At 69.2% G+C, this 16303-nt stretch carries 18 protein-coding genes and 1 tRNA gene; 7 read left to right on the forward strand and 12 right to left on the reverse strand.

Features of this window, described 5'->3' with window-relative positions:
- Positions 1-461 precede the first annotated feature (461 nt).
- The 6 genes from MLG_RS11355 to MLG_RS11380 all read right to left on the reverse strand — a co-directional run bounded on the left by MLG_RS11355 (position 462) and on the right by MLG_RS11380 (position 3424).
- Positions 462-535, reverse strand: a tRNA-Gln gene (locus MLG_RS11355).
- Between the two features lie 56 nt (positions 536-591).
- Positions 592-984, reverse strand: a complete 393-nt coding sequence (gene rpsI / locus MLG_RS11360) for a 30S ribosomal protein S9 (protein ID WP_011629977.1) — start codon at positions 982-984, stop codon at positions 592-594.
- Between the two features lie 23 nt (positions 985-1007).
- Positions 1008-1436 carry a 50S ribosomal protein L13 gene (gene rplM, locus MLG_RS11365; RefSeq protein WP_011629978.1) on the reverse strand — a complete coding sequence of 143 codons (429 nt, stop codon included), beginning with the start codon at positions 1434-1436 and terminating at the stop codon, positions 1008-1010.
- 315 nt (positions 1437-1751) lie between these two features.
- Positions 1752-2063, reverse strand: a complete 312-nt coding sequence (locus MLG_RS11370; RefSeq protein WP_011629979.1) for a (2Fe-2S) ferredoxin domain-containing protein — start codon at positions 2061-2063, stop codon at positions 1752-1754.
- 7 nt (positions 2064-2070) lie between these two features.
- Positions 2071-2892: an adenosylmethionine decarboxylase gene (gene speD, locus MLG_RS11375; protein ID WP_011629980.1), complete on the reverse strand. Its 822-nt coding sequence runs from the start codon at positions 2890-2892 to the stop codon at positions 2071-2073.
- Between the two features lie 121 nt (positions 2893-3013).
- Positions 3014-3424 (reverse strand): OsmC family protein, encoded by a 411-nt coding sequence (locus MLG_RS11380; RefSeq protein WP_011629981.1) that lies wholly within the window; start codon positions 3422-3424, stop codon positions 3014-3016.
- A 162-nt stretch (positions 3425-3586) separates the two neighbouring features.
- Here MLG_RS11380 and crp point away from each other — a divergent pair, with 162 nt between their 5' ends.
- A complete protein-coding gene (gene crp, locus MLG_RS11385) occupies positions 3587-4243 on the forward strand; it encodes a cAMP-activated global transcriptional regulator CRP (RefSeq protein WP_011629982.1) in 657 nt (218 codons plus the stop codon).
- 30 nt (positions 4244-4273) lie between these two features.
- On the opposite strand, the gene trpC is transcribed toward crp, so the two are convergent.
- The 6 genes from trpC to MLG_RS11415 form a co-directional block, all read right to left on the reverse strand.
- On the reverse strand, positions 4274-5077 hold the full coding sequence (trpC, locus tag MLG_RS11390; protein WP_011629983.1) for an indole-3-glycerol phosphate synthase TrpC: 804 nt from the start codon (positions 5075-5077) through the stop codon (positions 4274-4276).
- Positions 5078-5079: 2 nt separating this feature from the next.
- Positions 5080-6096, reverse strand: coding sequence for an anthranilate phosphoribosyltransferase (gene trpD / locus MLG_RS11395; RefSeq protein WP_011629984.1), 1017 nt, complete (start codon positions 6094-6096; stop codon positions 5080-5082).
- A 5-nt stretch (positions 6097-6101) separates the two neighbouring features.
- Complete coding sequence (locus tag MLG_RS11400) at positions 6102-6680, reverse strand: aminodeoxychorismate/anthranilate synthase component II (protein WP_011629985.1); 579 nt, start codon at positions 6678-6680, stop codon at positions 6102-6104.
- A gap of 3 nt (positions 6681-6683) precedes the next feature.
- A complete protein-coding gene (trpE, locus tag MLG_RS11405) occupies positions 6684-8192 on the reverse strand; it encodes an anthranilate synthase component I (RefSeq protein WP_011629986.1) in 1509 nt (502 codons plus the stop codon).
- Positions 8193-8306: 114 nt separating this feature from the next.
- Entirely contained in the window at positions 8307-8996 is a 690-nt protein-coding gene (locus MLG_RS11410) for a phosphoglycolate phosphatase (protein WP_011629987.1), read from the reverse strand.
- Positions 8997-9104: 108 nt separating this feature from the next.
- Entirely contained in the window at positions 9105-9905 is an 801-nt protein-coding gene (locus MLG_RS11415; protein WP_011629988.1) for a TerB family tellurite resistance protein, read from the reverse strand.
- Between the two features lie 128 nt (positions 9906-10033).
- On the opposite strand from MLG_RS11415, the gene MLG_RS11420 reads away from it, so the two are divergent.
- The 6 genes from MLG_RS11420 to MLG_RS15475 all read left to right on the forward strand — a co-directional run bounded on the left by MLG_RS11420 (position 10034) and on the right by MLG_RS15475 (position 16192).
- Complete coding sequence (locus MLG_RS11420) at positions 10034-11389, forward strand: NAD(P)/FAD-dependent oxidoreductase (RefSeq protein WP_011629989.1); 1356 nt, start codon at positions 10034-10036, stop codon at positions 11387-11389.
- Entirely contained in the window at positions 11386-12639 is a 1254-nt protein-coding gene (locus MLG_RS11425; protein ID WP_011629990.1) for an SAM-dependent methyltransferase, read from the forward strand. The genes MLG_RS11420 and MLG_RS11425 overlap by 4 nt, the downstream gene beginning before the upstream one ends.
- The gene (locus MLG_RS11430) at positions 12633-13541 is read left to right on the forward strand and encodes a MerR family transcriptional regulator (RefSeq protein WP_011629991.1); all 909 of its coding nucleotides are present in this window, start codon (positions 12633-12635) and stop codon (positions 13539-13541) included. The genes MLG_RS11425 and MLG_RS11430 overlap by 7 nt, the downstream gene beginning before the upstream one ends.
- Before the next feature lie 17 nt (positions 13542-13558).
- Complete coding sequence (locus MLG_RS11435) at positions 13559-14998, forward strand: cryptochrome/photolyase family protein (RefSeq protein ID WP_011629992.1); 1440 nt, start codon at positions 13559-13561, stop codon at positions 14996-14998.
- A 98-nt stretch (positions 14999-15096) separates the two neighbouring features.
- A complete protein-coding gene (locus MLG_RS11440; protein ID WP_011629993.1) occupies positions 15097-15990 on the forward strand; it encodes a phosphoribosylaminoimidazolesuccinocarboxamide synthase in 894 nt (297 codons plus the stop codon).
- A gap of 25 nt (positions 15991-16015) precedes the next feature.
- On the forward strand, positions 16016-16192 hold the full coding sequence (locus tag MLG_RS15475; protein WP_011629994.1) for a hypothetical protein: 177 nt from the start codon (positions 16016-16018) through the stop codon (positions 16190-16192).
- Positions 16193-16303 lie beyond the last annotated feature (111 nt).

The following is a 16303-nucleotide window of genomic DNA, read 5'->3' on the forward strand; positions in this document are numbered from 1 at the left end:
AAGGGGCGTGGCAGCCCACGCCGGGGTGTGGATCGCCGCGTCGCTGCGCTCCTCGCGATGACGGGGGTGGTGGCCCCCACCGTCACTGCGAGCCCCGAAGGGGCGTGGCAGTCCACGCCAGGGTGTGGATCGCCGCGTCGCTACGCTCCTCGCGATGACGGGGGTGGTGGCCCCCACCGTCACTGCGAGCCCCGAAGGGGCGTGGCAGTCCATGCCGGGGTGTGGATCGCCGCGTCGCTACGCTCCTCGCGATGACGGGGGTGGTGGCCCCCACCGTCACTGCGAGGAGGCGAAGCCGACGTGGCAGTCTACCCCTCTGGATCGCCACGGGCCTTCGGCCCTCGCGATGACGGGGGGAAAGCCTTCGGCCCTTGCGATGACGGGGAAAGCCTTCGGCCCTTGCGAGGATGGGGCTATCACTAAAATAAAAGGGCCCCATCCCGTGGGATGGAGCCCCTTGTTGGCTGGGGGACCAGGATTCGAACCTGGGTTGACGGAGTCAGAGTCCGTAGTCCTACCGCTAGACGATCCCCCAATAAAGCGGGCCCGGCGTACCGGGCGGGGCCGCCGGAGCGACCCGGATACAGCCGATCAGCGCTTGCTGAACTGAGTGGCGCGGCGCGCCTTGTGCAGGCCGATCTTCTTACGCTCGACCATACGGGCGTCACGGGTGACGTAGCCTGCCTTGCTCAGCGGCTGCTTGAGCGCCTCATCGTACTGGACGAGGGCGCGGGTGATGCCGTGACGGATGGCGCCGGCCTGGCCGCTGGGGCCGCCGCCCGCAACGGTCACCTGCACGTCGAACTGCTCGGTGGCGTCGACCAACTCCAGCGGCTGACGGACGATCATGCGCGCCGTCTCGCGACCGAAGTACTCGTCCAGCGAGCGCCCGTTTACTTTAATGTCTCCGCTGCCGGGGCGCAAGAAGACCCGGGCGCTGGAGGTCTTGCGACGACCGGTGCCGTAATACTGCTGTTCCGCCATGACGTTTACCGTTCCTGATCCAATCAGATATCGAGCGGCTGCGGCTGCTGGGCAGCATGCCGATGTTCGCCGCCGGCGTAGACCTTGAGCTTTTTGATCATCGCGCGACCCAGCCGGTTCTTGGGCAGCATGCCCTTGACGGCCTTCTCGATCACGCGCTCAGGCGCCTTGTCGATCAGCTTCTCGAAGCTGATGCTCTTCATGTTGCCGATGTAGCCAGTGTGCTGATGGTACATCTTGTCACTGGCCTTGTTCCCCGTCACGGCGATCTTCTCGGCGTTGACCACGACGATGTAGTCGCCGGTGTCGACGTGGGGGGTGTATTCGGGCTTGTGTTTACCACGCAGGCGATAGGCGACTTCGCTGGCCAGACGGCCCAGGGTCTTGCCGTTGGCGTCTACCACGTACCAGTCGCGCTGTACGTCTGCGGGCTTTGCGCTGTAGGTCTTCATGAACCGTACTCCGAAGCCTGTGCTCCCTCAGGAAAGGCGGGAATCTTAGCGGAAACGGCCGCGTCAGACAACACCCGATTGGCGGTTTGAGGCGTCTGCGCGCCGCACGGATAAAAAAAAGGCGCGGCAGAGGGTGCCGCGCCTAACACACCAAAGGAGGATGGAGGAGAAGACCGACTGGCCAAACCATGTGGCCAACCGGACGAGTGTTATTTTCTTGCGACGCAGCAGATGGGTCAACCGCGCGGGGTGTGGCGCATTGTCCCACCCGGCGCGTCGCCCTTGTGCACCGGCACAGCGCCGCTGGTCGCCGCCTCATAGCTTCAGCCTTTCCACCTCGCGCCCGTGGACCAAGTGCTCGTCGACCAGCTCGTCCAGGTCCTCCTCATCCACCCACGTGTACCAGACACCCTCCGGGTAGACCACCGCCACCGGCCCCTCCTCGCAACGGTCCAGGCAACCGGCCGCGTTGACCCGCAGCCCCCCCGGCCCGGTCAGCCCCAGGGCCTTGGCGCGGGCTTTGACATAGTCCTTGGCCTCTGCACCGCCTCGATTGCAGCAGCAGGGGCGCTCATCGCCCTCCCGCCGGTTGGTGCAGAAAAACATGTGGCGACGGTAATAGGACATAGGCGGATCAAACCTCCTGATCCGGCGCCAGGTTGCGACCGGCGAAGATCTCGGTCATCTCCCGTCGAAGCTGGCGTTCGATCTCGCGGCGCTCGGCCGGTTCCAGATTGCCGGCTGACTCGCCGAACAGGTAGTTCTCCAAGTCCAGCTCCCGCACCATCATCTTGGTGTGGAACAGGTTCTCCTGAAACACGTTCACATCGATGGTGTGGTAACGCTCCTTGGTATCGTCCGCCAGGTAGTTCTGGATGGAATTGATGTCGTGGTCGATGAAATGCTTGCGGCCGCGCACATCACGGGTGAAGCCGCGCACCCGGTAGTCCATGGTGACGATGTCGGAGTCGAAGCTGTGAATCAGGTAATTCAGCGCCTTAAGCGGCGAGATCACCCCGCAGGTGGAGACATCAATGTCGGCGCGGAAGGTGCTGACACCGTGATCCGGGTGGCTCTCCGGGTAGGTGTGCACGGTGATGTGCGACTTGTCCAGGTGGCCCAGCACCGTCTCCGGCAGCGGCCCGGGCCCGACCTGGTCGGCGGCCTCCGCCACGGCCTCGCTGACCGGCTCCTCGGAGATGAGGATGGTCACGCTGGCCCCCTGGGGCTCGTAGTCCTGCCGGGCGATATTGAGGATATTCGCCCCGATGATGTCGGCCACATCGGTCAGGATCTGGGTCAGACGTTCGGCATTGTAGACCTCATCGATGTACTCGATATAGGCATGCCGCTGCTCCGCGGTCTTGGCGTAGCAGACGTCGTAGATATTGAAACTCAGGGACTTGGTCAGGTTATTGAAGCCGTGCAGGCTCACCCTGGAACCGTGTTCTGCCAACTGCCCGTCCTCCAGTCCGGCCCGTGGTGATCGGTACCGCCGCGCACAGGCGGCGGGCGCGGTATTATGCCTGACCCGGGGCCCACTGCCAGCCCCCACCGGACGTTGCGCCCCGGCCCGCTCAGACGAGTTCGTGGCTGTGCGTCACCTTTGCGGCCTTGCTCAGCATGATCGAGGCGGAGCAGTACTTCTCGGCGGAGAGCTGCACCGCCCGGGCGACGGCCTTCTCCGAGAGCCCCTCGCCGGCCACCTGGAAGTGTAGGTGGATGCGGGTGAACACCTTGGGGGGCTGCTCCGCGCGCTCCGCCTCGACGCGCACCTGGCAGTCCGCCACCGGGTGGCGGCCCCGCTGCAGGATGTGCACCACATCGAAGGCAGAGCAGCCGGCCGTGCCCAGCAGCAGCATTTCCATCGGCCGCGGGCCGCGATTCTCACCGCCCGCATCCGCCGGCCCGTCCATCACCAGGGTGTGGCCGCTGCCGGTCTCCGCCTCGAAAGCGGCGTTGCCAAGCCATTTCACGCTTGCCTTCATGGCAACTCCCACCTATACCAATGACTAATAATACCGATAAGAGTGCGGAGTATATCCACGGTGCGCCGCTCTGAACAGGCGATGCGTCGCGATCTGTCGCAGGTCACTTATAATTAGAGTCCCCTTCGCAACGCCGTATGCGCGGCACGAGGCAACCCTAACATGATTATGAATGCATCCATGGCGGGCCAGAACCCCGACTGTATCCAGCAGCTGCTGGCACAGAGTGAGCGCCATCTCTATGCCCCCCGGGCCTCGATCATGATGGCGGGGGAGGCCTCAGAGACGCTGTGCTACCTCAACTCCGGCAGCATCACGATCTTCATGGATGAAAGCAGCCACCGCGAAGTCATCATCGACTACCTCTACGCCGGCAGCTTCTTTGGGGCCTTGGGGTTGTTTCGCCAGGGGATGCCGCGCGGGGCCTGGGTGCGGGCACGCGGGGCCTGCGAGGTGGCCGAGATCCCCTACGACCGCTTCCTCGAGCTCAACCGGGAGTACCCGGAGCTGATGGAGATGCTGGCGGGCCAGCTCGCCGACCGCCTGCGGCGGGCCCAGCAGAAGATCCACGACCTGGCCTGCCTGGACGTGGCCGGCCGCATCATGAGCGCCCTGCGCGATCTCGCCAGCCGGCCCGAGGCCATGACCCACCCCGACGGGATGCAGGTGCGCATCACCCGCCAGGAGCTGGGGCGCATCGTCGGCTGCTCCCGCGAGATGGTGGGCCGGGTGCTGAAGACCCTGGACGAGGAGGACCAGCTCGCGGTCCAGGGCAAGAACATCGTGGTCTTCGAGCGTCCGGTCGATCACAGCGCCTAAAAGGCCGTCCCGGGGCGGCCGCCGGCGCGGTCAGGCCGTGGTGAACAACTCCTGCAGTGCATCCCCGGGCTGCGGCGAGCGCATAAAGGCCTCCCCCACCAGAAAGGCGTCCACCCCCGCAGCCCGCATGCGGGCCACATCCGCCGGGGTGTGAATACCGCTCTCAGTCACCAGCAGACTGCCCGCAGGCACCTGATGCAACAGGTCGAGGGTGGTCTCGAGCCGGGTCTCGAAGGTCCGCAGGTCACGGTTGTTGATCCCCAGCAGGCGCGGCTTGAGTCGCGCGGCACGGGCCAATTCATCGGCGTCGTGCACCTCTACCAGCACATCCATGCCCAGCGACCCCGCCAGGTCGTGCAGTTCGGCCATGCGCCCGTCGTCCAGGGCGGCGGCGATCAACAGCACGCAGTCGGCGCCCAGCATCCGCGCCTCCAGCACCTGCCAGGGGTCGATGATGAAGTCCTTGCGCAACACCGGCAGACCGCAGGCGGCCCGGGCCACCCGCAGGTGCTCGTCGTCGCCCTGGAAGAAGTCGCAGTCGGTCAGCACCGACAGACAGGCGGCGCCGGCGGCCTCGTAGCCGCGGGCGATGGTGGCCGGATCGTAGGGATCGCGGATCACCCCCTGGCTGGGAGAGGCCCGCTTGATCTCGGCAATCACCGCGGCCCGGCCGGTCGCCACCCGATCGGCCAGGGCCCGGGCGAAGCCCCGCGGCGGATCGGCCTCGGCAGCGCGGGCCGAGAGTTTCTCCAGCGGCAGCCGGGCCTGGCGCTCATCCACCTCCTCGGCCTTGCGGGCGAGGATCTTTTTCAGGATATCCGGGGTGCCGGCCATGGTCACACCTCCCGCGTGCAGCGCACAAAGGCCTCCAGCTTGCGCAGGGCCGAGCCGTTGCGCAGCAGTTCCGCGGCCCCGGCGACACCGGCATCCAGGGTCGGCGCCTTCTCGGCGGCGTAGAGTGCGGCGCCGGCATTGATGGCGATGATGTTGAAGGCCGGGCCCTCCCAACCGGCGAAGGCCTCGCGGATCAGGGCCAGGCTCTCCTCGGCCGTACCCACCTGCAGGTCGCTCAGCTCGGCCCGGGGCAGACCGAACTGCTCCGGGGTAATGCGGTACTCGTGGATCTCGCCCTCATTCAGCTCCGCCACCAGTGTGTCGCTGCCGATGCTGATCTCGTCCAGGCCATCGTCCGCATGCACCACCAGCACCCGGCGGCTGCCCAGCGCCCGCAGGGTCTCCGCCACCGGCACCACCCAGTGCTTGTTATAGACCCCCAGCAGCTGGTGCGGCGCGCCGGCCGGGTTGGTGAGCGGCCCGAGGATGTTGAACAGGGTCCGCACGCCCATCTCGCGGCGCGGCCCGATGGCGTGCTTCATGGCCGAATGGTGCTGCGGGGCGAACAGGAAACCCACGCCCACCCGGCGGATGCATTCGGCGACCTGATCGGCATTCAGGTCCAGCCGGGCGCCGGCCGCCTCCAGCACATCGGCACTGCCGCAGCTCGAGGAGACCGATCGGTTGCCGTGCTTGGCCACCCGCGCACCACCGGCCGCCGCCACGAAGGCGCAGGCGGTGGAGACGTTGAGGGTGTGACTGGCGTCGCCACCGGTGCCGCAGGTGTCCAGCAGGTGCGGCTCGTCCACCGTCACCCGGGTGGCCAGCTCGCGCATCACCCGGGCGGCGGCGGTGATCTCGGCCACGGTCTCGCCCTTCATGCGCAGGCCGATAAGAAAACCACCGATCTGCGCCGGGGTGGCCTCACCGGTCATGATCTGGCGCATGACCTCCGTCATCTCCGCCTCGGTCAGGTCGGTGCCCTCGGTCACCAGCCGAATCGCGCCCTGCATGTCCATGGTCGTCACCCCTCGAGAAAGTTCTTCAGCAGTTCATGCCCCTGGCGGGTCAGGATGGATTCCGGGTGGAACTGCACCCCCTCCACCGGCAGCTCACGATGCCGCATGCCCATGATCTCGTCCAGCCGGCCGTCCGCCAGCGCCGTCCAGGCGGTGATCTCGAAGCACTCCGGCAGGGTCTCCCGGCGCACCACCAGGGAATGGTAGCGGGTGGCCTCCAGCGGGTTGTCCAGCCCGCGGAACACGCCCCGGCCGTTGTGGTGGATCGGCGAGGTCTTGCCGTGCATGACCTGGCGCGCCCGCACCACCTCGCCGCCGAAGGCCTGGCCGATGGCCTGATGGCCGAGACAGACCCCGAGGATGGGCACAGTGCCGGCCAGCTCGCGCACCACCGCCAGCGAGACCCCCGCCTCGTTGGGGGTACAGGGCCCGGGCGAGAGCACAATGCGCTCGGGGGCCAACCGGCGGATCGCCGCCACGTCGATCTCGTCGTTACGGTAGACCGCCACCTCGGCACCGAGCTCGCCCAGGTACTGGACCAGGTTCCAGGTGAAGGAGTCGTAGTTGTCGATCATCAACAGCATGGCTCAGTGCGCCTCCACCGCCGGTGGGTTATCCAGGCCGTGCTCGGCCATCTCCACGGCGCGGAACAGGGCGCGGCCCTTGTTCAGCGTCTCCTTCCACTCCAGCCGCGGCACCGAGTCGGCCACCACCCCAGCGCCCGCCTGCACGTACACCCGGCCGTCCTTGATCACCGCGGTGCGGATGGCGATGGCGGTATCCAGGTTGCCGGACCAGGACAGGTACCCCACCGCCCCCGAGTACACCCCCCGCTTGACCGGCTCCACCTCGGCGATGATCTCCATGGCCCGTATCTTCGGCGCCCCGCTCACCGTACCCGCCGGGAAGGTAGCGCGCAGCACCTCCATGGGCCCCTGCCCGGGGCGCAGCCGCCCGGTGACGTTGGAGACGATATGCATGACGTGGGAGTAGCGCTCCACCACCATCCGCTCGGTGACCCGCACGCTGCCGGTGTCCGCCACCCGGCCCACGTCGTTGCGCCCCAGGTCGATGAGCATCAGGTGCTCAGCCAGCTCCTTGGGGTCACTGACCAGATCGGCCTCCAGGGCCAGGTCCTCGGCCTCGTCGTGGCCACGGCGTCGGGTACCGGCGATGGGCCGCACCGTCACCTGGTCGTCCTCCAGCCGCACCAGGATCTCCGGCGACGAGCCGGCCACGTGGAAATCGCCCAGGTCCAGGTAATACATATAGGGGGAGGGATTGGTGCAGCGCAGCGCCCGGTAGAGGTCCAGCGGCTCCGCCCGGTAGGGCACCGACATGCGCTGGGAGGGCACCACCTGCATGCAGTCGCCGGCCAGGATGTACTCGCGGATACGCTCCACCACCGCCTCAAACTCCGGCTGGGTGAAGTTCGAGCGAAAGTCCGACTCCAGCACCCGCCGTGGAGGACGGCGCCGCTGGTAGACCGAGTCGGCGCGGCGCAGCCGCTCGGCCAGCTCCTCCAGGCGCGCCTGCCCGCGTGTCAGCGCCCCCTCGGCGGCCGGGTCCACCTGCACCACCAGGTAGAGGCGGCCGGCCAGGTTGTCGAAGACCAGCACCTCCTCGCTGACCATCAACAGGATGTCGGGCACCTCCAGCTCGTCGCGGTTGGCCCGGCCGGCCAGGCGCGGCTCGATATACCCCACGGTCTCGTAGCCGAAGTAGCCCACCAGCCCGCCGAGAAAGCGGGGCATCTGCGGAAAGCCGGGCGGATCGGCCGCCTTGAAGCGGGCCTGGTAGGCCTCGATCCAGGCCAGCGGATCGTCCACCGGGATGCGTTCCACCACCCGGTCATCCTCGCTGACCTCCACCTCCTGGCCCCATACCCGCAGCACCGTGCGGCAAGGCAGGCCGATGATGGAATAACGGCCCCACTTCTCACCGCCCTGGACCGACTCGAACAAATAGGAATAGGGCCCCTGGGCCAGCTTCAGGTAGGTGGACAGCGGGGTGTCCAGATCGGCGAGGATCTCCCGCACCAGCGGGACGCGGTTGTAGCCGGCCTCGGCCAGTTCACGCAGTTGTTCCGGTTGCATGTTGACTCTCCAGGTAATGCAAGACGTGACTCCCTCCGTGCGCGCCGGGGCCTCACCATCGACGGCGGGCCCGGCGCTGCCGGGGCACATCCACCCTGGAGAGCAGCGCCCCCATCAGGCCGCCCGACTGCGCAGCATGGCGGGGATTTCCGCCAGGCTCTTGACCATGGCATCGGGGAAGGCGTCCTCGATGGCATTGCCGGCGTTATAACCGTAGGGCACGCAGATCACCTTCATGCCGGTGTTGCGGGCCGCGCCCACGTCCACCGCCGAGTCGCCCACCATCAACGCCTGTGCGGGCTCCACCCCCAGCCGCTCCAGGGCCAGACGCAGCGGGGCCGGATCGGGCTTTTTCACCGGGGCGCACTCGCCGCCCACCACCGTCGCCATATAGCGGCGGATGCCCAGGGTCTCCAACAGCGGCTCGGCAAACCGGCGCGGCTTGTTGGTCACCACCGCCTGGGCGATACCCAGCTCGGCCACCCCGGCGATGCCCTCGGCCACGCCGGGGTAGAGGCGACTGCGCTCGGCCACCCGCTCACCGTAGTACTCGAAGAACTGCTCCAGTGCCGGATCCGTGTGCTCATCACCGGGATCGCCCTCATGCTCGCCGGTCAGGGCCCGCATAATCAGGCGCCGGGCCCCGTTGCCCACCCAGCGGCGAATCTCGTTCTCTTCCCGGGGCTGCTGGCCCAGGTCGGCCAGCACGCGGTTAACCGCCACCGCCAGGTCCGGTGCGCTATCGACCAGGGTGCCGTCCAGATCGTAGAGCACCGCGCGAATCCTGCTCAGGTCAGCCTTCATAATAAGAACGCTCTCAAAACTGCCGTTGAATGATAAATAGAGGCGTACTTTAACCCAAGCCCGGCCCTCGGTGCATGCCGGACTGCCGCGCCCGGGTATAGGCCGCCATCAGGTGTGGTGCCGGCGCAGCAGTTCCCAGGCCTCGCGTAACTCCCGGGTGCGGTTGGCGGCATGGCGCACCTCCGTCTCGCTGCCGCCGCGCGCCTGCACCCGGTCCGGATGGTGCCGGCTGAGGGCCCGGCGATAGGCCCGCCGCACTGCGGCCTGATCGGCATCGGCGCCGACCCCGAGCAGGGCCCGGGCGCGGGCGACACCGTCGGGGGCCCCCGCGGCCCCGGCCCGGCCGGGCCGGTGGCGACCGCCGGCCAGGCGCTGATCCAGATCCCGCCGCGACAGCCCCAACCCCCGCCAGACGCGGACCAGCAGCCGGTACTGGGCCCCCTCCGGCGGCCCGTCCGCCGAGGCCACCCGGACCAACGCCGCGAGCACCCGGGCCCGCCACTCCGGCCGCGCCCGCAGCCCCCGGCGTAGGGCGCGCAACATCGGCCGCAGCGGCAGACCGGCGTCCCGGCCGCGGCGGAAGACGGTGATCGCCCGACGCCGGCGCAGGCCGGTGAAGCGCAACTCCGCCAGCACCGCCTCGGTCACCGCCACCTCGGCCTCGCTCACCCGACCGTCGACCTTCGCCAGCCGCCCCATCAATGCCAACAGCACACCGGCGCAGCGACGCTCCGGCCCGTCCAGGTCGCAGCCGGACCAGACCCAGCCGAAATAGCGGTGATGGCGCACCACCCCATCGGCCACCCAGCCCAACACGAACCCGGCCACGGCGCCCACAGCGCCGGCCAGCAGCCCGCCCAGCAGCAGCCCGGTGATCCGGGCCAGGTAGCCCTGCCAGTAACGCTTCACCCTCGCCTCAATGCGCTGCCACAAAGCGGCTAAGGATAAACCACCCGGCCGCCGGCGGGCACCCGGCTTGCAATTGCACAAGTGATGTACAATAGTTATACAATCTTTTCACAGCGGAGGGCGGCAACATGGCTGAGGGGCATATCGCCGTGGTCGGCGGCGGTGTTTCGGGACTGACTGCAGCCTGGCTCCTCAGCCGGCGCTATCGGGTCACGCTGTTCGAGCGCAACGGCTACGTCGGCGGGCACACCCATACCGTGGAGGCCATGCTCCCCGAGGGCGCCGTCCCGGTGGATACCGGCTTTATTGTCTACAACGAGCCGAATTACCCGGGGCTCACGGCACTCTTTCGCCACCTGGGGGTCCCCACCCGGCCCAGCGACATGTCCTTCGCGCTGTCGGTACTGGACGAGGACATCGAATGGTCGGGCGACAACCTGGGCACCCTGTTCGCCCGGCGCCGCCACCTGCTCAGCCCCCGCTTCCTGCGCATGGTCGTGGATATCCTGCGCTTCAACCGCCACGCCCGCGGCTACCTGCGCCGCGGCGTCCCGGAGCGGCTGACCCTCGGCGACTACCTGCGCGAGCGCGGCCTGGGGCGCGGTTTCACCGACCACTACCTGCTGCCCATGGCGGCCGCCATCTGGTCCTGCCCCCAGGCCAGCCTGCACGAGTTCCCGCTGGCGCGCTTTCTGCGCTTTTTTGACCAGCACGGACTGATCCGACTCGGCAACCGACCGCAATGGCGCACCGTCCAGGGCGGCGGCCGCGAGTATGTCCAACGCATGCTGCCCGCCCTCCACGCCTACCATATCAACACCCCCGTGCGGCGGGTGCAGCGGACAACCGACGGCGTCACGCTCTTCGGTGATGGCGGGTGTCTCGGCCACTTCGACCAGGTGGTCCTGGGCGGGCACGCCGACGAGAGCCTGGCCATGCTGGCCCAGCCCAGTGACGACGAGGCCGCACTGCTCGGCCGTTTCCGTTACCAGAGCAACGAGGCCGTGCTGCACACCGATCCAGCCCTGATGCCCCGCCGCCGCGCGATCTGGGCCAGCTGGAACCACCTGACGCGGCGGGACGAGGCGGGCCGGCAACCGGTCTCGGTCACCTATTGGATGAACCGCCTGCAAGGGCTCACCACCCATCGTGATCTGTTCGTCACCCTCAACCCCGCCATCCCGGTCCGGGAGGAGCAGGTGCTGCGGCGGATGCATTACAGTCACCCGGTGTTCGACCGTGATACCCACCGCGCACAACAGGGGCTGCCCCGTCTCCAGGGCCGGCGGCACACTTGGTTCTGCGGCAGCTATTTCGGCTATGGTTTCCATGAGGACGGAGTGCAGTCCGCCGTCCGGGTGGCCTGGGGGCTGGGCGTCGCCGCGCCCTGGGCGACGACCACGACCGCCGACACCGCAACCGATATCGGCCCCGAGGGCACGCCCGACTGGGCCGTCGCCTGCGCGGGGGAGGAGCGGCGATGACGGAACTTGGCCGCGGCGCCCGGCTGAGCGCACCGCTGCCCCGCAGCGTGCGGCCCATGGGCCGCTGGCTGCGGCGGCTGGCGGCGGGCACCCTGCACCTGCGCCTGCCCGGGGGCGAATCCATCACCGTCACCGCGCCGGCGCCCGGCCCGGAGGCCACCTGGGTGCTGCACCGGCCGCTGCGACTCATCCGCTGCCTGCTGCACCGCGGCGACCTGGGCCTGGCGGAGAGCTACATAGCCGGTGACTGGGACAGCCCGCAGACCGCCCGCCTGCTGGAGCTGCTCAACGCCAACCACAGCGCCTACAACTACCGGCTGCGTGGCCGCTGGCTAACCCGCCTGACCCTGTGGCTGTTTCATCGCGCCCGGGCCAACACCCGGCGCGGCGCGCGGCGTAACATCATGGCCCACTACGACTTGGGCAATGCCTTTTACCGGCTCTGGCTGGACCCCGGCATGACCTACTCCGGCGCCTGGTACGCGGCCCCGGCCATGGACCTGGCACAGGCCCAGGACGCCAAATACACCGCCATCCTGCAGACGCTGGCGGCCCGGCCGGGGGAGCACGTGCTGGAGATCGGCTGCGGCTGGGGCGGGTTCGCGGAGGCGGCCGCCCGGGCCGGCCTGCGCGTCACCGGCGTCACCCTCTCACCCAACCAACTGGCGTGGGCCCGGGAGCGCATCCGAAAGGCCGGGCTGGAGGACCGCGTGGTGCTGCGTCTGCAGGACTACCGGGCCCTGAGCGGGCAGTACGACCACGTGGTCTCGATCGAGATGTTCGAGGCCGTGGGCGAGGCCCACTGGCAGACCTGGTTCGAAACGGTGCACCGCTGCCTACGGCCGGGGGGGCGGGCGCTGGCGCAGATCATCACCATCCGCGAGGACGCCTTCGAGAGCTACCGCGCCCACCCGGATTTCATCCAGCGCTACATCTTCCCCGGCGGCATGCTGCCCAGCCGCAGCCACCTGCGAAGCCACGCCCGGGCGGCGGGGCTGGAAGTGGCCACCATGGCCGCGAGTGGCACCCACTACGCGCGCACCCTGGCCGACTGGGACGCCCGCTTCCAGGCGGCGACACCCGCCCTGGAGGCATTGGGCTTCGACCTCCGTTTCCGCCGTATGTGGCACTATTATCTGGCATACTGCGAGGCAGGCTTCCGGTCCGGGCACATTGACCTGCAGCGACTGGTCATGCAGGTCTCTCCCTCCCCACCGCAACCGCGTTTGATCGCCGAGACACCATGCTGACGGTAGACGGTCTATACCCCATCCGCACCGCCACGGCCCTCACCGGGGTCAACCCCGTGACCCTGCGCGCCTGGGAGCGCCGGTACGGGCTGATCCGGCCCCAGCGCACCCCCAAGGGCCACCGGCTCTACACCGAGGCGGACATTGCCCGCATCAAACGCATCCTGGAACTGCTGGAGCAAGGCATCCCCATCAGCCGCACCCGCGAGGTGCTGGACCGTGAGGCCGGGCTGAACGCCCCGGCAGGGGCGACAGCCGCCCCCTCCGGCGAGACCCCCTGGACGCAGTACCGGGATCAACTCCGCCAGGGCATCACCGCACTCGACGCCCTGAGCCTGGACCGCGCCTACAACGAGGCCCTGTCCCTCTACCCGTTGGAGCTGGTGGGCCGGGAGTTGCTGCTGCCCCTGCTGGACGACTATCGGGCGGGGGCGGCCGCCGGGGGTGAGCGCCAGCTTCAGGCCCACTTTCTCGAGGCCTACCTGCGCCACCGGCTCGGCGCCCGCTTCCACCACCAGCTCGCGCGGGCCCGCGGCCCGCGGGTGCTCAGTGCCTGCCTCCCCGGCGAGATTTGCGAGATCCCCACACTGTTCTTTGCCCTGTGCGCGGTCGAACACGGCTACCGGGTGGTCTACACCGGCCGGCCGCTACCGCTGGAGGTGGTCACCGGGGCGGCCCGGCGCGAGGACCTGGCCGCGACCCTCCTGTACGGCGACTGTCGCGCCGACCGGGGCAGCCTGCAGGCGGTGCTGAGCCGACTGCCCGACACCCCCGCCCACCGCCTCTTCCTCTCCGGCCCCGGTGCCGCGGAGGCGGCGGTAGCCCCGATCCAGGCCCTGCCCGCGGACATCAGCCGGGCGCTCCAGACCCTGGACCGGGCTCTGCTCACCCCCACCGACTGAGCGGGGCAACAACACCCATGGGCGATGCCACCCTGGTCTGGCTGCGACGCGACCTGCGCCTGACCGACAACCCGGCCCTCGACCAGGCCGCCCGGCGGGGCGGGCCGGTGATCGCGGTCTATCTCCACGCGCCGGAGGAGACCCCGCAGTACCCGCCCGGAGCCGCCAGCCACTGGTACCTGCACCACAGCCTCAAGGCCCTGGGCCCGGCCCTGGCCCAGGCGGGCATCCCACTGGTGCTGCGCCGCGGCCCGGCCCTGGCGACCCTGCGGGCGCTGATCCGCGCCACGGGCGCCGGCGCAGTCTACTGGAACCGGCTTTACGAGCCCGATGCCGTGGCCCGCGATCGGACGGTGAAACAGGCGCTGCGCACGGAGGGCCTCGACTGCCGCAGCTTCCCGACCGCCCTGCTGCACGAACCCTGGGCCGTGCGTAATCAGGCCGACCGGCCCTACCGGGCCTTCACCCCCTTCTGGCGCGCCTGCCGCCGCCAGCCGCCGCCGGCGGCACCCCTGCCCGCCCCCGACCTGCGCGACCGTCCGGTGCCGGCGGTGGAGGGCCTCGACCTGGCGGCGCTGGGGCTGCTGCCCCGCACCCCCTGGGACACCGGGCTGCGCAACACCTGGCAGGCCGGCGAGTCGGCCGCGCTGGCCCGGCTGGAGGCCTTCGCCGCCGACCGGCTGGCGCGCTATGCCCAGGACCGGGACCGACCCGCCGAGCCCGGCACCTCCGGCCTGTCACCGGCGCTGCACTTCGGCGAGCTCTCGCCGCGCCAGGTCTGGTGGCAGGTAATGGCGGCACGCGAGGCCGGGGTGCCCGAGGATGCCTGCGAGACCTTCCTCTCCGAGCTGGGCTGGCGCGAGTTCGCCCACCACCTGCTCTGGTCCCACCCGGATCTGGGGGACGCCCCGGTGGATGACCGCTTCGGCGCTTTCCCTTGGCGCCCCGACCCCGGCGATGGATGGCTGCACGCCTGGCAGGCCGGCCGCACCGGCATTCCGCTGGTGGACGCCGGCATGCACGAACTCTGGCAAACGGGCTGGATGCACAACCGGGTGCGCATGGTGACCGGCTCGTTCCTGGTCAAGCACCTGCGACTGCCCTGGCAGCGGGGCGAGCGCTGGTTCCGGGACACCCTGGTGGACTGGGATGCGGCCAGCAACGCCATGGGCTGGCAGTGGGTGGCCGGCTGCGGGGCCGACGCCGCGCCCTACTTCCGGATCTTCAACCCGGTGCGCCAGGGTGAGCGCTTCGACCCCCAGGGGCGCTACGTGCGCCGCTGGCTGCCGGCCCTGGCCAACCTCCCCGACAAATACATTCACGCCCCCTGGACGGCGCCCGAGGCGGTGCTGCGCCGGGCCGGGGTCACCCTGGGGTCCGACTACCCGTGCCCGCTGATCGACCTGCGGCTGGGCCGGGAACAGGCCCTGTCCGCCTTCCAGGCCATCAAGGGCTGAGCCGCGGACGGTGCGGCGGATGGGCGCCGGACGCGGCACCGGGCGCCCATCTGTTGTACCATCCGGCCCAAACCACCGGAATGCGGGAGCACCCCCTCATGGCCGAAACGCCAGAGGCCCTCTACGAGGCCAATCTCAAGTCCCTGGAGTGTCTGCACCAGGGCAAGGTACGGGACATCTACGCGGTGGACGACCGGCGCATGCTGATCGTCACCACCGACCGCCTGTCCGCCTTTGACGTCATCCTGCCCGACCCCATCCCGGGCAAGGGCCAGGTGCTGACGTCGGTCTCCAACTTCTGGTTCGAGCACACCCGTCACATCATCGCCAACCACCTGCTCGACGACCGCCCGGAAGAGGTCATCCCCGATCCGGCCGAACAGGCGCGGGTGGCCGGCCGCGCGGTGGTGGTCCGGCGGGTCCGGCCGCTGCCTGTGGAGGCCATCGCCCGCGGCTACATCATCGGCTCCGGCTGGAAGGACTATCAGGCCACCGGTCAGGTCTGCGGCATCCCGCTGCCGCCGGGGCTACGCCAGGCCGACGCGCTGCCCGAGCCGATCTTCACCCCCTCCACCAAGGCCGCGGTGGGCGGGCACGACGAAAACGTACGCTTCGACGCGGTGGTGAAGGCCATCGGTGCGCCGCTGGCCGAGCGCATCCGCGAGGTGACCCTGCGGCTCTACAGCGAGGCGGCGGCTTACGCCCGCGAGCGCGGCATCATCATCGCCGATACCAAGTTCGAGTTCGGGGTGGATGAGGACGACAACCTGCTGCTGATCGACGAGGCCCTGACGCCGGACTCTTCCCGCTTCTGGCCGGCGGACCAGTACCGCCCGGGCAGCTCACCGCCCAGCTTCGACAAGCAGTTCGTGCGCGATTACCTGGAAACTTTGGACTGGGACAAGACCCCACCGGGGCCGCGTCTGCCGGAGGAGATTCTGCGCCGCACCGCCGAGAAATACCGCGAAGCCCAGCGCCGGCTGCTGGGCTGAAGCCCCCCAACCCTCAGGAGGTTCCGTGGGACAGAAAGCCTTCGCCATCCTGCTGCCCGGCTTGCTCATCCTCTTCGGCCTGGGGCTGCTCTACAGCGCCTGGGCCGACCCCAACGCCGGGGTCATCTACGGCATCCCCGCCGGCCTGCTGTTCGCCGGCTTCGGCGTCTACCTCATGATCCAGCTCTGGCGCTCGGGCTAGACACCCCCAGGCCGACTCCCCGCCATCACAAGGCACCGGAGCCCCAAGCCCGTCATCGCGACGAGCGCCCCCTCCCCCGTCATCGCGAGGGCCGAAGGCTTTCCCCCCGTC

Origin of the sequence: Alkalilimnicola ehrlichii MLHE-1 (assembly GCF_000014785.1) — a bacterium.
GTDB classification, from domain to species: Bacteria; Pseudomonadota; Gammaproteobacteria; order Nitrococcales; family Halorhodospiraceae; genus Alkalilimnicola; species Alkalilimnicola ehrlichii.

What these genes read in the sequence shown, in the direction of transcription:
- crp (WP_011629982.1), top strand. Translation starts at nt 3,587, where the DNA reads ATGATTATGAATGCATCCATGGCGGGCCAGAACCCCGACTGTATCCAG.
- MLG_RS11400 (WP_011629985.1), bottom strand. Translation starts at nt 6,680, where the DNA reads ATGCTGTTGATGATCGACAACTACGACTCCTTCACCTGGAACCTGGTC.
- rpsI (WP_011629977.1), bottom strand. Translation starts at nt 984, where the DNA reads ATGGCGGAACAGCAGTATTACGGCACCGGTCGTCGCAAGACCTCCAGC.
- MLG_RS11425 (WP_011629990.1), top strand. Translation starts at nt 11,386, where the DNA reads ATGACGGAACTTGGCCGCGGCGCCCGGCTGAGCGCACCGCTGCCCCGC.
- MLG_RS11370 (WP_011629979.1), bottom strand. Translation starts at nt 2,063, where the DNA reads ATGTCCTATTACCGTCGCCACATGTTTTTCTGCACCAACCGGCGGGAG.
- MLG_RS11435 (WP_011629992.1), top strand. Translation starts at nt 13,559, where the DNA reads ATGGGCGATGCCACCCTGGTCTGGCTGCGACGCGACCTGCGCCTGACC.
- rplM (WP_011629978.1), bottom strand. Translation starts at nt 1,436, where the DNA reads ATGAAGACCTACAGCGCAAAGCCCGCAGACGTACAGCGCGACTGGTAC.
- MLG_RS11410 (WP_011629987.1), bottom strand. Translation starts at nt 8,996, where the DNA reads ATGAAGGCTGACCTGAGCAGGATTCGCGCGGTGCTCTACGATCTGGAC.
- MLG_RS11420 (WP_011629989.1), top strand. Translation starts at nt 10,034, where the DNA reads ATGGCTGAGGGGCATATCGCCGTGGTCGGCGGCGGTGTTTCGGGACTG.
- MLG_RS11440 (WP_011629993.1), top strand. Translation starts at nt 15,097, where the DNA reads ATGGCCGAAACGCCAGAGGCCCTCTACGAGGCCAATCTCAAGTCCCTG.
- MLG_RS11430 (WP_011629991.1), top strand. Translation starts at nt 12,633, where the DNA reads ATGCTGACGGTAGACGGTCTATACCCCATCCGCACCGCCACGGCCCTC.
- trpC (WP_011629983.1), bottom strand. Translation starts at nt 5,077, where the DNA reads ATGGCCGGCACCCCGGATATCCTGAAAAAGATCCTCGCCCGCAAGGCC.
- MLG_RS11380 (WP_011629981.1), bottom strand. Translation starts at nt 3,424, where the DNA reads ATGAAGGCAAGCGTGAAATGGCTTGGCAACGCCGCTTTCGAGGCGGAG.
- trpD (WP_011629984.1), bottom strand. Translation starts at nt 6,096, where the DNA reads ATGGACATGCAGGGCGCGATTCGGCTGGTGACCGAGGGCACCGACCTG.
- trpE (WP_011629986.1), bottom strand. Translation starts at nt 8,192, where the DNA reads ATGCAACCGGAACAACTGCGTGAACTGGCCGAGGCCGGCTACAACCGC.